The sequence below is a fragment of the Flammeovirga kamogawensis genome, assembly GCF_018736065.1.
GTDB classification, from domain to species: Bacteria; Bacteroidota; Bacteroidia; order Cytophagales; family Flammeovirgaceae; genus Flammeovirga; species Flammeovirga kamogawensis.
Window position 1 is genome coordinate 675,434 of the sequence record NZ_CP076129.1, and the last position, 18,376, is coordinate 693,809.

The 18,376-nt window shown below is 32.0% G+C and carries 5 protein-coding genes; all 5 read right to left on the reverse strand.

The annotated features are described in order from the left end of the window. Window positions 1-30: 30 nt before the first annotated feature. Entirely contained in the window at window positions 31-5,757 is a 5,727-nt protein-coding gene (locus tag KM029_RS21430) for a fibronectin type III domain-containing protein (RefSeq protein WP_144075854.1), read from the reverse strand. A gap of 290 nt (window positions 5,758-6,047) precedes the next feature. Beyond that, window positions 6,048-11,726, reverse strand: coding sequence for a LamG-like jellyroll fold domain-containing protein (locus KM029_RS21435; protein WP_144075855.1), 5,679 nt, complete (start codon window positions 11,724-11,726; stop codon window positions 6,048-6,050). 159 nt (window positions 11,727-11,885) lie between these two features. Beyond that, window positions 11,886-14,522: a hypothetical protein gene (locus KM029_RS21440; RefSeq protein ID WP_144075856.1), complete on the reverse strand. Its 2,637-nt coding sequence runs from the start codon at window positions 14,520-14,522 to the stop codon at window positions 11,886-11,888. Between the two features lie 495 nt (window positions 14,523-15,017). Then, the gene (locus KM029_RS21445; protein WP_144075857.1) at window positions 15,018-17,318 is read right to left on the reverse strand and encodes a GH92 family glycosyl hydrolase; all 2,301 of its coding nucleotides are present in this window, start codon (window positions 17,316-17,318) and stop codon (window positions 15,018-15,020) included. Then, on the reverse strand, window positions 17,319-18,365 hold the full coding sequence (locus KM029_RS21450; protein ID WP_144075858.1) for a glycoside hydrolase family 99-like domain-containing protein: 1,047 nt from the start codon (window positions 18,363-18,365) through the stop codon (window positions 17,319-17,321). Window positions 18,366-18,376 lie beyond the last annotated feature (11 nt).

Below are 18,376 nucleotides of genomic sequence, written 5' to 3' on the forward strand. Positions count from 1 at the left end.
TTAACGCCTAATGGTGAGTTCATATATTTTTTAGTTAAACACAATTCTTTTTGTTAGAACATTTTCGTTAGAAACTACTCTTAAAATATAAATACCTGTTTTCAATTTCAATTTAAAATCTGATCCTTCAACTTCAGTATTGTAAACTTTTCTTCCTGATGTATCATATACTTCTACAGCATATTGATTTAGACCAACATTAATTGTCATTTCATAAGAAGATGGATTTGGATAAGCATCAAACTGGATTTGATTTAAATCTATAGATGAAATCGGATCCTCTTCTTCTGTTAATGTATTAAAGAATATTGCTTCTGATTCTGCTGAAACTTCACCAATCTCATTTTTTGTAAATACAGTAACACTATACTCTCTGTTACTATCCAAGTTAGTTAGGTCTATGAAAGTATCTGTAGTTTCCATCCACTCTCCTTGAAGGCTAACCACAAAAGATAATCCCGTTATGTCAGCGATATCCCAACTTACTCTTGCTGAATTTGAAGTAATATTAAGTACTTCTATATTCGTAGGAACTAGTGGAACACGCACACCATCAGTTTCTTGTTCTACAGTAACAATTTCAGATTCGTTACCTAAATAATCTACTGCAAGGAGCTTAAATGAGTAATTTGTCAACTCTTCCAAATCAGTAAAAGTATGTTCATTTAGAACTGTTGTTATAGGCTCCTCCTCACCAATACTAATTAGATAATGTGAAACGGCTACATCATCTGTAGAAGCATCCCATTTTAATGTAATTGAATTTACTCTTACTGATGGGAATGAAACATTTGAAGGTGCAGTTGGTGCTGCATTATCATTTTCTAATTCGTCTGCATTCACTTTTCCATTTAATTGAAATGCACCACAATCAATTCTGTCATTTTGAACAACTCTTAGATTATTTAATTGATCAGTTACAAAACTAGTCCCTTCTCTTTTTGTGAAATATTCTGCTTTAGCATATCCTACAGCAAGTGAATTGTCTGCAAAGCTTACTACACCGTCTGCATTAATTTCGTTGAGAGATAAAGAAGGCGCACCTGTTATTGTAGCTCCTACTAATATACCCGCTTTTGTTCTACCATCCCCTGTCGAAGGTTCATTATTATCTGATTCTAATACCGCACTAATAATAGATGAATTAATTACTGATTTCACCCCTACCTTAAAAGATATATCAGAATTCGACTCGGTATCTTGTCCGTAATTATACTTATTATTAAAAATAATTGAGTTATTAATCAAGACCTCAAATGCTGTGTTTACAACTCTAATTCCTCCTGCATTACCAGAGTTATTTATTGTGTAATTATTAGCAACTGTCGTATTTTCTAATGTTAAAGTACCTTTGTTTTCTTCGTCTTTTCCAGCAATAAGAAAGGCACCACCTGCATTGGCCGTTTCATTGTTATAGATTGTAGAGTTCTGGATAAAGATATGGGCATCATTTGTTACACCTTCAATAATCATTGCTCCACCATGACCTAAAGAAACGTTGTCTTTAAATAAAGTTTGGTAAATATTTACGTTACATACACCTTGACCAGAATTCACTAAAATGGCACCACCGTTTTTATTGACTACGGCAGTTTTGTTACCTATGAATGAAGATGAAATGATGTTTAATGTACCTGACTGTATTGCTAAAGCACCTCCTCCAAGAGCAGCAGTGTTGTTTTCAAATGTACAGTTCTTGATATCTATTGTACCTGCAGTTTTTACAAGAATTGCACCTCCAAGCTGAGCCACTTTATTTCCTTCAAAAGGTACTTCACCATTACCATTTTTAAAGCTGATGTTCTCTATCTTTAAATAAGCATCCTCCTCGGTATCGTTATGGATAAAGAATTTTGTAAGGTTGCCACCGTCTAATGTTGCATTATTTTGACCTACAATTTCTAAACTCTTCGAAATACCAAAGAAAGTAGTGTGAGTAACCGTTCCATCAATTATAATTTTATCACCATTAGCTGCTAGTGAGTGAGCTTTTACTAAATCGAGTACAGCATTTTCTAATGATAAACCATCATTTTCGTTATTACCTGTACTACTTACATAAAGCGTTTTCTGTGTATCGACAATTTCTTCAAGTGTTTTGAAAGCTATTGCCTCAGTTAAAGATGATTTTTCATCAATTTCATTTTTAGATAATACAGCTACTTCATAATCTGTGTTGGCTGTAAGACCTTCTAACATATATGAAAACTCAGATGTTTCGTATATCTCATCACCTACCTTAACTTCAAATGATAAACCTTCAACTTCAGGGTTATCCCATGTTACGGTTGCACTAGTTTGAGAAATTTCTGAAATACTTACATTTGAAGGTACTACTGGCGTTGGGAATGATGTAGGTTTCTCCAATGTAGTCACTGATTCACTCATCACATTAGAACTATTTCCTGCAACATCCACTGCAATTACTTTAACTAAATAAGCTGTTTCTGCCGTTAGTTCTTCAAATTTATAGTTTGTACCAAATACATCAATTGTTTCTTCATCATTTAGTTGAACTTGATAATGAGCAACACCTACGTTATCAGTGGATGCATCCCATGATACTTCGAAAGAATTATACATCACTTCTGCAAAAACAATATTTGCTACATCTGAAGGAAATGACACATCGTTCGTTACATCTTCTACGTTAAATGCACCATTAATTTGATAGGCTCCTATATCAATAGCACCTTCTACAACATTTCTTACGTTATCTAATTGATCTACTAAATACGTTCCATGTGCTGGTTTAGCAGATAGTAATGCTGCAGAACCAAAGTTGACAGCAATTGCATCACTTGCAAAAGGAACAACATTGTTTTCAGTAATATCTTCTACAACTAAATCTGGTATTTCTGATGCAACAGTTCCTGATACTTTTCCATTTAAATAATTTGCTCCATTTAAGGATGCAATATTACCATTAACGATAGCACCAATGATTGAATTGTTTAGAGTGAAATTAGCACTTCCATTGGTTGATAAATCTGACATCACTTCAGTTTCTGAACCATAGTTTGACTTATTATCAAAAATCAATGAATTATTAATAGTAACAACTGCTAGATCGTTAATAGAACGAATAGCACCACTATTACCTGAGGTAGCTAAAGTACTATTTTTTGCCATGGTTACGTTTACAAGGTCTAAAGTTCCTTCTCCCTTATTTCCAAGGAAAATTACACCCCCGGCAGCATTTGTTTGGTTTCCGTAGAATGTTGAGTTAAGAATATCAATATCAAATGAATGACCATTCGCTTCGTTTGTTTCTACATTTAACACACCTCCATGAGTTTGTGATACATTGTTTTTGAAAACACTTTGATCAATTGTTAAACTAACAGAATTTGTAGTTGATGAAAGATGAATAACACCTCCGTTTGGTTTTGACTCATCAATAATGTTACTGTTATAATTGAAAACTGATTTGCTAATTACTATCTCACCATTTTGGATAGTAATCACACCTCCATTAAGTGAAGAATTATTGTTTTCAAAAGTACATCCTGAAATAGTCACCATACCAGGTGAGTTAAGTGTCATTGCACCACCTGTTTCAACAGATGCTCCGTTATATTTACCATTTGCATTTTTGAAATGGATATTCTCAAGAATTAAATAACTGCCTTCTTCTTCCTTATTGAAATTAAAAAACTTTAATGCATTTTTAGCATCTAGAGTCGCATTGTTAATTCCTCTAATCGTTAAGTTTTTCTGGATACCAATTGATGTAGAATATTCAATTTCACCATCAATTACAATTACATCACTATCTAATGATTTGTTGTAAGCGCTTAAAAATGTAGAAAGAGAAGTCTCTGCTGTTAAACCATCATTATCATTACTTCCGGCAGCACTAACATAATATGTTTGAGATACATGAGATGATGCACTAAATACTAGAGGTTCACTAGCTTCTGAAAATTCATCTGTAGCATTTTTTGATTTAACTGTAACTGAATACTCAGTACCTGGAGTTAAACCTTCTAGCTTATAAGTTAAAGCAGATACTTCTTCTTCTTTACCATCATAAAAGACTACATAACTTAAACCACTAGCTACACTAGACTCCCAAGATACTGTTGCAGATGTTGCTGTAACGCTCGATACCTGAAGATTTGTAGGTACCACTGGAGTAATCGCTCCTGCAGTAGTTTGTTTTACTTCAACAATGTTAGATGTATTACCTTTATAATCTACTGCTTTTACTTTTACTGTATATTCAGTATTTAAAGTTAACCCACTAAAAGATGTTGATAATGCACTTGTAGTTATTGGCGTTGTATCATCTAATTGTATTTCATAATAACCAAACATAACGGCATCTGTAGATGCTTCCCATGAAACATCAAAACTAGTTTCACCTATATTAGAAAATGTAATATTACTTGGATCAGTTGGAGCAACATTATCGTTTACTACTTCTTCAACAGTTGCTACACCATCTAATTGGTAAGCACCCGCATCAAATTTACCTTCAACTACTCTTCTTACATTTCCTAATTGATCAGTAAGGTAAGCGTGGTCATCACTTCCTGTTAATAAAGAAGCATCTGCGAAGTTGATTGGAAGTGCGTCTGAAGCAAAAGAAATAACACCGTCTGCTTCATTAAACGTAAGAGCTAATTCAGGTACATTTTCATTTACAGCAGAAGATACAGATCCATATATAGATATTTCATCAATTGAAGTAGCATCATTATCTGCATCTTCAATAATTAAGACATCATTTTTAATGATTCCCCCAAATATAGATGCCTTGATTGTTATACTTGCTGCGTCATTTATTGATAGATCTGAAATTGCATTTCCATTTAACTGTGTTGTATTTCCATAAACAATACTATTTTCAATTAAATAATTAACTGTTGAAGCATTTAGGTACAGCCCACCACAATTACCTGCATTACCTACAGTGGTATTACCATTTATAGTAACATTTTCAATTTCAATAGTTCCAGCACCTGAGCTTATGTCACATAATGCTCCTCCAGATTTAGTAGATGAGTTATTATAAAATGTAGAATTTGAAATTTTTAAACTTTTGTCAAAAATTATATTTTCAGAGTCTACATCTTTAAATAGTGTTGCAACAGCACCCCCATTACCTCCGATTGAGTTATTCTTAAATAAACAATCAGACACAGTAATCTCAACTGGTAAAGTTGTTTCTGCATAAATAGCTCCACCATTAAAAACTCCTTCTATAGTATTTTCTTCAAATACGCATGATTGGAAATTTATAGTACCTTGCTGAATGGCAAATACACCACCATGTTTTGGTGATGAGTTTGATTTAAAAATACAATTTTTAAAAGTAGCTACACCTGTTGTGTTAATGAGAAACCCTCCTCCAATTTGAGCAGCTCCATTAAAATGTCCATTTCCATTTATAAATGTAATATTTTCAACATTTAAGTATGCATCAACATCTTTATGAGTATAATTAAAGAATTTATTTTGTGAGTCATCTTCTAATTTAGTATCAATTATGGCATTATTTATCCCAATAATCGACAGTCTCCTTCCAATACCAAAAGCAGTTGGATGATAAATTACACCAGCAGTCCCATCAACATATATAATGTCATCATGTGCTGACGTAATAAATGCTTTATTTAAATCAGCATACGCATCTTCTAAAGATGTCCCTCCATTTTCATTACTTCCATCTGCAGATACGTATATATCTTTCGCAAATGAAAATTGGGCAAAGAGTATAAATAAGTAAAAGAGTATATTTTTTTTGTTCATAGCTTACTAAATAGTAAAGTTATAGTATTCATTTCATTTTGGTATTAATACCCGATGAGTAAAAAATTGAGTATTAAGTAATTATTGTTGCTTTTAAGCACTAGAAAACAGATTCTTCATCATTTCAGCTTCTTCAATTAATAATATTTAAAATTTGATAAAGTGAAATACATAGATTTTGATAACAGAATTCTAATAGTGGCTTAATTAAGCATTAATCAACACTTAATACTCTAATATTCAGTAATTTAAATTGATGTTAATGTTTTTATTATTATCATTAATATACCTTATTGTTTAAAAAATTTCTTTACGGCTTGATCTCCATTAATAAATCCAACCATAATTATATATACACCTGATTTCATATTCATCATATCAATTTTTAAAGTAGAACTTTTCTTAAAATTCTGATTAGAATCAATAGTAGTTCCTACAACATCAAATATCTGATAAGAAGTAATGATCTTCTCACTTACAATATTTAATTCTGAAATAACAGGTACTGGATATAATTTAAAATCTTCTTCCACCTCATTCAATGAAGCAACAATTTCTTCATTCTTTTGCACTACCCTTTCAGCTGAAGTTGAAGTATTACTTTCTTTAAACCTTACCCATCCAATATCTTCACTAGCATGTAGAATTTCACTATCAAGAGATTTTTCCTCCTGTAAGAAAAACTGTACATTCTCATTAGTTAATTCTTTGTATCTAAGAGAATAAGGTTCTACATCATTTGTTGTTTGTGCATTTCCAAACAAACCAGCTTCAGTAACTTTTGTTGGAAAATTAAATGTAGACCATGTAGAATTTACTGTGTTTTCAATATATCCTGCATCAATATAGTTATCACCTATTGCACTTTCTCCTTTCTCTATTGCTATAAAGTGCATCTGCTCTGCTGTAATTGCTTCTATTGTACTTTCTTGTCCAATTAATTTATAGTCAAAACCAATAGGCGTTACATTTCTAATTTGAATTACTTTCGTTTTATTCTCATTATCAGAAACTACATTAGTAAGCACAACAGGGGGATTTATAAAAGATCCTTCAAAATTATAGGTCTGCCAACTATCGTTTACTGTCAGTTCTCCTTTATCTATTTTTAGGTTGCCAAAAGAGTTAAGTGCAGGTACAACAGCTAAAAAATACAATACTTCTTTATTATGAATTCTGTTCAGGTAATCCCATTCTCTAATTTGAATTTCAAAACCATTTTCGGTACAATTTCTAATACGGTAAGTCGACGGATCACTTCCATTAAAAGATAAAGGTCCTAATGTTACAACTGGTGTTTGTACTAATGGATTTGTAAAGTTTACTTGTGTCCAAGTATCTGGCTCTAATTGATTGAAAGTAACTTTTCCGTATTGAAATAGTTCACTTTCAGAAGTATAAACATTTAAATCGAATGGTATAATTGTTTCTCCTGCTCCACAACTATTCTGGATAACTAATTCCCATTGACCATCCCAACTATCGTTATCAATTGCTTGCCATGATAGTGAAGTATTCATTGGTTGCTCTTGTCCGTTTGGTGATCTCCAGAAATAATTATCCTTTAAATTTACATTTGCACTCAATGTAATTTGGTCTCCCCCAAATACATCTACAGCAGTAGCATAATAATCTGAATTGTTATTTAATGAATAAGAAATGATATTATCTAGTTCATTTCCATTCTTTTTAATTTGATAAGTAGTACCATCCGTATCAGATGAGTTATAATTTACTACAAGATTGCCAAAACTATTATTATCAATAATCACGTATTTTTGCTCGTTTATAAATTGATTTAGAGGCAAAACATCTTGTATTGGTGTTGTTATAGTAACATCTAATGGCGAGTTTCTATGGTATCCATTTTGAAGACTTAAAGTTCCATCAAGTTCCCATTTATAGGATAAATAAGCCTCTACTAATTCTCTCTGAGAATCATTTAATTTTCTATCAAAAATAATTACTTCGGAAATTAAACCATCATGATATCTTGCTTGATTTTTACCTACACTAATTTGCCCTAACATTAAAGCATTTTGATTAGAAAGACGATCATCAGCATTTATTTCAAAATCATGCTCTAGTTGACCATTATTGTAAGATTGTAGTTGTAAACCTTTTTTTGATAAAACTGAAACTTTACTCATTGGAAATAAATTAGGTCCCGAGTTTAATGTTGTAAATCCACCTGATAATGCTTCTTGACCTGTTTTTGATACTCTATAGAAAAAGCCATCTTCTGTGAGTCCATTCTTATTACCAATAGTATTCGACCAATTATCCACATTATCAATAGTATGAACAACAAATATTGTCCAATCTTCTTCTAAGAAATCCGTTTCCGAAGCTTCAATAAGTTTTAAGCCACTACTTACCTTGTCTTTTCCAAAAACAACTGCTGGCTTACCTCTAAATGCATGGCTTGAATAAACAGGGATTGCACTTTCGTTTAGAATAGACGCGTTCTGTAATCCCGTTGCTTTATTTTCCCAAGTTCTTACTTCAGCTCCATCTTCTAAAGTAGAATTTGAAATTTGATAGGCATCTAACCAAAGTATAGGGTCTATTTCTAATTCTAATTTATATGTAATTTCATCACCAATACATGCTAATGTATTATTAATTGGTTGCCATTCTCCCTCATTTATTTTTGATAAAATGGTAATATCATTAGGGATTACAATAGTATCTGAAACACTGAAAGAGGTTAAACAAGATGCATTACTTGTAAAATGACAAACAATACTATCTCCTGCATGTAAAAAGTTTTTTGGTAACTCTTTTCCATAATAAGAGACTGCATTACCGTTCACTTCCCAAATATATTCAGGGCTTACTCCTTCACTTGACACAACTGCTTTTACAACATTTATTTCGTTAAAAAATTTCGCATTATTTGGTAATTGAAGTTGCAGGTGAGGAGTTAGATCAAAAGACCAATCAATATTAGGCCATGCTTCTGTACTCCAATCAATCATTTCTTGTACTATAGAACAATCTACTCCAAACTTAATAGCTTGCTGAATAGACCAATACATATGGTCTGCATAAAGCGGTGCTGATGGATCTAATTCACTAAATATAGGATCTCCATCATTTAAAGTTATATCTATCACCTCAGATTTAGCAATAGGATCTAGGTATTGAGACGCATCAGTATTGTTAATACCGTCCCATCTTTTCCATGTTGAAAGATCATGTTTCTTAACCGCTTCTAAAAATTCAGTTAATAATGCTTCTATCACCCATTTTCCTAAACCAGGATATACTTCATCCAATAACGAGGGCCAATACCCAGGACTAAATCCTTTAAATTGAGACCTTTGGGCATCTGGTTCTTTACCAAAAAAGTACCACGGACCTTGAACTCTAATTCTAAAACCGTAACCATCATTTGGATTAAGATCTCCAGACCATGTTTTAATTTGATACAACGAAGCTAGACTGTGATAATATCTTAGTACATCGTAAATCCCTGATGAATGAGAACTTAATAAGATGAACTCTGGTTGGTAATTATAATCAACAGGACCGTTCCACCATTGTTCTCCTTCTCCACCTGCTAAAATCGATTGAAGGTGATACCAAACAGAAGATTCGTACTCACCAGTTGCATTTGGTTGGCCATCAAAAGTAAGACAATCCCCATCAACACACCCTGTCATATGAGCAGGTACTTCAAATACGTGTTTTGAGTCGCCATGGAACCATTGTCTTGGGTTTGGGTTATCTTCTGCCAAGATATGATCAGGCGCTTTATCTTGAAGATTAAACTCTTGCATAAACTCAAAATTTTTCACGGCCATTAATCTTGCTAAACTTGTAGCAGCTAACTCTTGTCCAATATCATCTGATAACGCATTCAACCCTTTTCCTACCTTAGTACGCCAATGATCTACATTAGCATTGGGATCTAAATCTGTAGCCCCTTGTGCCTGAAAATATCTATAATTCCATCGGAAAGTTTCATGATAGTACTTCAACTCGTCTATCGCTTCATCTGACATTGCCGATAGATTTATAGAAATACCATCGCCTAATTTTGGTAATGATAATAAATGATCTCTCAGGATTTCATAAGCTGCATCAGGATTACGTGTTATTTTCTCACCACCTTCTTTTATAAATTCAGCATTCTTAACCTCATCGTATGTTTGATTATAGAAGTTGTCTTTATTGAAGGCATCTTTAGGGTGTACCATTGGCAACCAATGTTTCCAATCAGGAAATTGAATGGCTAACGGTAAAACAGTTCTATCTTCAAATTTATCTGCATCAAAATAGTCCTTTACACTACTTTCATTTACTCCATTTGGGAACATGTATTCTAGCATATCGCTATCATGATCAAGAACGGCATCTAAACCTGCACCTGCTGCCCAATAATCTATACTTTTTCCTTTTAAAGAAGGCCCCGGTTGATAAGGAGGGTTCCAAGGTCTTCCGTGTCTATTAATATTATCGTGAGTTCCTGATAACGATCTTATATAGCTTGCTATTTTTCTTCCTTCATTTTCTGAAAGGTTATGAAATTTTGCTCTTTCAATAATAGATTTATTAGAATAAGAAAACAACTCAAGGTCTCTACCATCTTGTGTATGACAATCTGCACACTTTGCAGACAAAGGTTGGTGTGCCTGTAATTCGTATCCATACCAAAATCCTTTTTGTCCTTCTTCAAGATAATTTGACCATAAATTTCCTTCTCTCCATAATGTTTCTCCTTCTGCAATAGATTGTTCATCTGTATAAGGTCCTACCCAATCAATTGGTGCTACTTTGGTAAAGAAATCTTCTTCTAAAAGCCTTGCTTTATTTTCATCAAGAAGGTTAAAATCTATCACTCTAAAACCATTTGAGATAGCATCAGAATGATTAAATTTAAAATAAAAAGTATTTTCTCCTACTGATAGATTTTGAGTTGGTATTGATAAACGAATTGTATTAAAACCACCGTGTTGCATACCTCCTCTTGCTTTTTCTTGAGATTGCATAATGACCGATTCATGATTTAGGTTATACCATGAACCATTATTGATTTTTACAGAAACTTTATTTTCATAACTCAGATTATTGATCTGTAACCAAAGTTGTTTTGCTGTAGCAACTTGCTCTTGAGATAAATCAAAAGATCTTGTTTCAATAGTACCTTGTGCGCCTACTACTTCAATAGGTAAAGGAATACCACACCAATAATCTCTTAATTTAGAATACTCATATTTAAAAGTTTCAGAGGTTAAGGCTTCATCATATACTTTCACCTCTCCAACGTTCCCTATAAAATACCTCGCGTAATTATTTGCAGACCCTATATTAAACTCTGCCAATGTAAAATCACTTGGCGGAATAGAAAGCGTATGTGTTAAAAGGTTTTTTGAATCCCAAAAAACAAGTTCTTCAGTGAGCTTATTATAATTACAAGCAACAACAATAGATTCTCCCTCTTTTACTTTTGCTCCAGGTACTATCATAGATACTTTACCTAGATAAATTTCAAATTCTCCGTTAGATTTATAGCGTATGCCAAATCCGTTCTTTTCAATACTAGAATTATTACCAACAAGGTCGTTATTACCGTCAACAATTTCAGCTACACTAAATGCTACTAAAATCGAAAAACCAGTATTATCAATTGCCTCGCCCGAAAAATCTAACCAAGCATCTGTTTTTATACCATTAAATAAACGGAGGTAATTTCTTGCATTACCAAAGTCTAAACCTATCTGTTTACCTGAAGAAATTGACGAAGAAGGAAAAATCACATCTCCTGACCTTGGCGTTGCGTGATTGTTATTCCCAGATAGATCTGTCCATTTTATCACTTTTCCAGATTCATCTGTAATGACTGATTCATAACTTCTAATAGAAGATAAATGTTGGATGGGTACCTGGGCATTCGCAATTTCTCCAATCAGTAGAAAACTTAAAAATGGCAATAAGTAGTTCAATAGTAGTAATTTTTTCATCTCAAATCATTGTAATGGTTAATCTGTATAAAAGCTGATATAATAAATGTAAATAAAACACTATAACAGATATTTAATACTCTATTAATCAACTATTAACCAAAGATTAATGACTACACTATATATTGATTATCAATAACTTACCTAGGTATTTTCTTACTAAATCTCATGCGATGTTAGGTCTGATTTAAGAAACTCATTATAATCTAAATCAAATTTTTCATTATATAATAAAGAGTATTCTTGTTCAAATTTTTCGAACGTATCCTTTGCCATACTGTGCATTCCTTGCAGAGTATAGATTTGGCATTTTATATGAATTGCTTCTTCATTTAAAGCATCATATTTTAATATTAAATCACTTATTTTAAGTTTCTCTTTTACTGTTAACGTAATACTATCGCTAATCAAATAATTATGTAACTTTTCAATTATTCCATTTATAATTTGAGCCATCATTTCCTCCATCCAAGGATACTCAGTACCAAACAATAGTTTACCGTTTTTCAAGATTTTTGTAATCTCTTTAAGGTTCTCTTCTGACTGCTCTTTTTCTAGTAATTCTTTAAGGTCAAAAAGTGGAAAAGTTACCGTTTTATCAAACTTAAGATTCCAGAAGTCTCCTGTTTTAACAAGGTTAATATTACCAATTAACTTAAAAAGTTGTTTTAACTTGGCAATATTTACACTTCTATTATTTCTTGCTTTTTTAAGCGGCATATCACTCCAAAATACCTCTGTCATTTGATCTACCGTTACACCTCTCCCATTGTGGAATTGTGATAAGATAATCAATAAGAAAATCTGCTTAATAAGTGGTGTAAATTTATTAGAAATATCATTACCGTTTTCATCAATTATACGGAAACCACCAAAGAAATTAATTACCGACGTTGCTTTAATATCTTCTTGTAGTTGCTTTATCTCTTGGGATTCTGCTGCTACTTTTTCTTCTTCTACCTCAACAACAATCTTATCTTTTACTATAGGTAATTTCTTTTCAGAAACCTTAGGTTCAACTTTTATTGTTGTTACTTGTTCTTTTTCAGCAACTATACTTTTACGCGTCTTGTATTTATATAATGCAAAAGCTACAATACTTAAAAGCAAAGTTCCAATCAAATAGAAAATCCAACTTAAACCTTTATCATTAGCAGTAACAACTTGAGTTTGTTCTTCAAAATTCATAAAGTTACCCCCTGTAACATCCAAGGCATATATGTCTACTTTAGTCTTTTTCCCTTTTCTATTTAACACTATAGAGTACAACTTTTGGTACTCCTTGTCATATTTCAACTCTATAGTTGTTTGCGTATCAAAAAATTCAAAAGGAATATCATTTGCTATTACTTTAACTTTTCTTGTTGTAATATCAAAAAGCTTCAGTTTTAAATTATTCTTACGCACATGGTTATCAAATGTAAGTGCTAAAAACTGATTTTTAGCTGTATCCACAACTATATTTCTTGAAACTACAAATGATTCATCTGTTGTTTCCCAAGTTGCTATTTTTCTCGTTTTATGTGTGTTTTCATCAAAATCATAAAGATCATAATAGTTTTCTGGGTGAGCTATTTGTTTACCCGTCTTACTACCATATCCGCCAAAAATAAAGTGATGTCCATTGTTTGCTCTTCCACTACCTGCAAAATATCTAGGTGATATCTTATCGCCCTTAAAAGATAGATTCTCGAAGGATAATTTATTTAAATCAATTTCTGAAAAGTTATCAGAATATTCATAATTACCATACCCTCCAAAAAACAATAGTTCCGTTTGTTTATCATTAATCCAACTTATATGTTGAGTTGTACTTTTTTTATAAGGAAACTCAATAGTTGCTTTATTCATCTTACTATCTTCCACCCCAAATCGATAAAAATCATTAGTAATAAAGTTATAAAAAATAAGGTCTTTATTTTTCTTCTCTACAACACGTAATTTTGAATGATTAAGAAATGGATAATTTCCTGATGTAACGTATACAGGATGTTCTTGATACATATCTTTTCTAAAAAGAGTATCATTTTTCATGAAATAATAGTAAGAATATTGTTCGTTAAAATAGAATAAAGAACCATCAATTGCTCTTTTATCTACTTTTTCCCACTTTGATTGTAGTTCGTTTAGCCAAATTCCGTTAGTAAGTACCCCGTTATAAATCTCGCCTTGTTTACAATTTACAATGGTTCCATTTTTTTCGTTTAATGGCCATTCTAGTTTTTGATTATCTAATTGTAGTTCAATATTTCTAATAGTGATAGGGGCAACATCATGTACCTTAAAGTATGGGTTGTTATTGGCTCCAAAATAATATTTAAGATTTGTAAATCTCTGTATATCAGATAATACTATAGTTTTACTTTGATCTCCAATGGTTAAGCTAATTTTATTCTCAGGTATATTAACTTCTAATCTTAATTTCTTCCACTCGTTTAATGCTTTTTTCTGATCTTTAAAATTAAACTGAATTGGAGTAATATCATGGTCATATATTAGGCTAAAATTATAATTATCTGGATTATTATAATTGTAGACAATATCAATATTCCTATGGTTACTATCAATTATTCTTAATATGTAACCAAAATAATGTTTACGGGTTTTATTAAATAAAATATCTGTTGATAAGGTCATCAAGTCATTCGCATTAACTTTACTTTCTTCTAATAAAATTAACGACGTACGTTCTTCTAAGTCATGATCATGACTCTTAAATTTAACCCCTCCTTGGTTTTGTGCGAATAAAGAAGAAGAAATGATAGTTAAAAATATAGTAAATAAAAAGTGCTTCATCGATAGTAAGTGTTTAAAAAAATACAACCAAAATGGTCAAAGGTAAACATCTTAAAATACTTGTAGTTAAAAGTATAATAAATTCTATTTAAAAAAATAATGTGCAATGCCTTAACACATTGTCACAATATCTTAAAATAAATTAAAACAAAAAAGGTTAATCTGTGCTGAATAATGGTAAATATAAAACCATTTCTATCATAATGATAGATTTAACAGGGATAACATTCTGCAAAATTAATTCTTTATCAATTATTCAATATAACTTCCTTATACTATATATTATTCTCCACCTAAGATAATTTCTTTTAAAAACATTAATTATTTACCCATTCTTTTAGAGTTCAATATCAGCTGGAACAATATATCACCTCTTTTTTCTTGAAAATACTGATGATGAATATCAGTAGATTGTTATTTAAATAATATCTTTTTGATGATTATTTTTTGCCCTCCAAATAAATCAGGGAGTTATTCGGAGGGCAAAATTTAAATCTAAATATTTATATCCTGCTTCTTAAAAGCATTTTTGTTTGGCTCATCAGTCATATAAAATTCCAATGTTTTACCAGCCATAATATCTTTATGATCTATAAATGGTTTATCCAACGGAACTCCATCTAAAACTAGCTTATCAATATATTTATTTTTATAGCTATTATTATGTGCCACTATTTCGAATGTTTTTCCATTCTCAAGATTTACTTTTACTTGATCAAATAATGGGCGTCCGATTGTATAAGTTGTCACTCCTGGGCTCATTGGATAGAAACCCATACTACTTAAGATATACCATGCCGACATTTGTCCACAATCTTCATTACCAATTATTCCTGCAGGTGTTGCTTCATAATGATTATTCAATAAATAATCTGCCATATATTGTGTTTTATACTCTGCACCAATGTAGTTATACATATAAGCAATATGATGACTTGGTTCGTTTCCGTGGGCATACTGTCCAACCATTCCAGAAATATCATTACTTACATCATTTCCTTCTAGTTTAGAACTTGTCATGAAAAGAGTGTCTAACTTTTCTTCCATTAATCTTTTACCACCAATTAATGTTGCTAAGCCTTCTACATCATGCGGTACATACCAACTCCACTGATAAGCATTTCCTTCTGTGTAGTCATCCTTACGGTGTTTACTAAATCTTGGATTGAAAGGCTCTCTCCATCCTCCTGTACTTAATTTACCACGCATAAAACCAGTTTCTGGATCATAATATTGTTTATACCTTTGTGATCTCTCAAGGTATTCTTCATATACTTTGTCTTTACCAAGTTCTTTAGCAAATAAGGCTATACAATAATCATTGTAAGCGTATTCTAAAGCTTTAGTTACAGATTCATTTTCAAGATCAGCTGGAATATAGCCTAAAGAGTCATTATATAATTTAGCATTTGGCATTAGCTTCTCTTTAACTGATGCAGAATGTGCTACAAAATCTAAATCTCTAGAAAATGTACTCGTTTCTATCATTGCTTTAAAAGCCTTATCCACATCAAAGTTTTTATTCCCTTTTCTATAGGCATCCACCATAACAGGTACTGCGTGGTATCCGGTCATTGTTCCTGTATAATTTCCTGCTAACTCCCACTTTGGTAAGATGCCACCTTCATCATATTTTCTCAATAATGTTTGTATGTATTTTTCATTTTGAGAAGGATCGACGATAGTTAATAAAGGATGGAAAGCTCTGTAGGTATCCCATAATGAGAAAACTGTATAAGAGTCATAATTCTCATCTTTCTTTATTTTTCCATCTAAAGTTCTGTATCTATGGTCTGCATCAGAATAGTTCATTGGAGCAATAAAAGAATGATACATAGAGGTATAAAATATCTCTTTTTGTTCCTCATTTTTACCCTCCACATCAATCAAGGCTAATTTTTCAGACCACATTAACTCCGCTTTCTCTTTTTGTGCATAAAAGTCCCAATCTTTAATATCTGAGAAGAGGTTATTTTTAGCTCCAGCAATATCAACATTGCTAATCCCTACTTTTACCTTTACTTTCTCTCCTGCTTTTGTGCTAAAGTTTAAAACTGCTTTTGCATTTTTACCTTCGTAGTTTTCTCCTTCAACCAACTTATCATTTCCTAAAATATAGGACTTAAATGGCTTATCAAATTTTGCATAGAAATAGATATAATGTTCTTTTGCCCATCCTTTAGTATATTTCATACCTGCAATTTCTGTATCACTAATCACTTTTATTTCGTGCTTAGGGTTTCTATGCATATGAATAGTAGGAGATAAATCGATAATTACCCCTGCCTCATCAGCTTCTGGGAAAGTATATTGATGAAAACCTACTCTCGGCGATGCTGTTAATTCAACATCAATATCGTAATCTTCTAATTTTACGTTGTAGTAACCAGGTGAAGCACTCTCCTGTTCATGAGAGTAACGTGATCTATAACCACTATCAGGATCTGAAGGATCTCCTTGAGATAACTTTGCTGTACCTGTAAAAGGCATCATCAAGATATCTCCCATATCACCAATTCCTGTTCCAGATAAATGCGTATGAGAGAAACCAACTATTGATGAATCCTCATAATAATAGCCACCACATGCATCCCAACCTTCAAATCTTGTATCTGGACTTAATTGCACCATACCATTAGGTGTAGTTGCACCAGGAAAAGTATGTCCATGAAAACCCGTTCCAATAAATGGGTCTACATAAGACATTGCATTTGAAGTGTTTTCTTTCTTCTCTTCTGTTAACTTCTGACAACTAAATGTCCCGAGAAGTAACAGTACTAATAAATTCCTTTTCATTTAATTTTTCTTTGTCTGATTTCTTAATAATTGTAGAGAACTACTACCATAACTATCAGCAGGTTCTAGTTGTGTATTAAAATTCCAATCGTTAAAAGAGTTAACTATTATAGTTCTTGAAGGACCTATATTCTTTTTAGCTACATTTAGAATAGACCAAAAGAAATTTGTATCTCTTTCTATGATATATGTTGATGCATTTGGATTACTAATTTTTGGATTAATAGAAGGTGCTACTGTTGGAATAAGTTCAATGCCCTCTTTATCCATATAATAATCTTTGCTATACTGCCAATGTTGATCTAGAGATTGTGGTAAGAAAACATGTCTATCGTACCATGCATTATTAAACATGTTTGTAAAAGTTACTGCATCTAAAGCATTAAAATAATAATGTTCAAATCTTGCTGGAGGTGTCCAACCGGTTTGTTCACCAGTTAAATACAAATCATACCCCAACGCGCTCATTTCCTCTCTTAATTCATGGTAAACAAGTTCTAAACTATCACAGTAAAATTGATTTGCTGCAATTATATTTACCACATATTTACCGTCAACTTTTTGATAAGTGGGTTGATCAAAATAAGGTATCATATCTTTAAAAGATTGAATGAAGTCCTCTTTCTTACCCTGTCCCTCTAAAGTATTTTCCTTTGTTAAGTTCATTTGAGCGAAATTATAACGCAAGGCAAAGTTTAGAAGACTATCTGTATTTTGATTAAGGAAAGCGGATAAGATATCATTATCTGCATTTACAGTAGGATAAGAATACCTAAATATAAAATAATCTATTGCTGCAGAGTCTGCCCATAAAATATGTTGTTTCATGGCTTCTTCATCTCCATTTAAGTAGTGTCCTGCCAAAGGAACTTCTTCAATATTCGAACTCCAATTATTCACAACATATAATGCACCAACAGTGTAATCTTCTGTAACAGGTACTTCTTCAATATCATAACTAATTAGATGATCTTCTGCTGTAATTTCTTCTTGCTGGCAAGAAAACAAGCCTAAAGCAATAAAAAGAATACTATAAATGTTTTTCATTTCTTATCTCT

Bases quoted from the DNA above. Each gene is read 5' to 3' on its own strand.
- KM029_RS21430 (WP_144075854.1), bottom strand. From the start codon at position 5,757: ATGAACAAAAAAAATATACTCTTTTACTTATTTATACTCTTTGCCCAA.
- KM029_RS21450 (WP_144075858.1), bottom strand. From the start codon at position 18,365: ATGAAAAACATTTATAGTATTCTTTTTATTGCTTTAGGCTTGTTTTCT.
- KM029_RS21435 (WP_144075855.1), bottom strand. From the start codon at position 11,726: ATGAAAAAATTACTACTATTGAACTACTTATTGCCATTTTTAAGTTTT.
- KM029_RS21445 (WP_144075857.1), bottom strand. From the start codon at position 17,318: ATGAAAAGGAATTTATTAGTACTGTTACTTCTCGGGACATTTAGTTGT.
- KM029_RS21440 (WP_144075856.1), bottom strand. From the start codon at position 14,522: ATGAAGCACTTTTTATTTACTATATTTTTAACTATCATTTCTTCTTCT.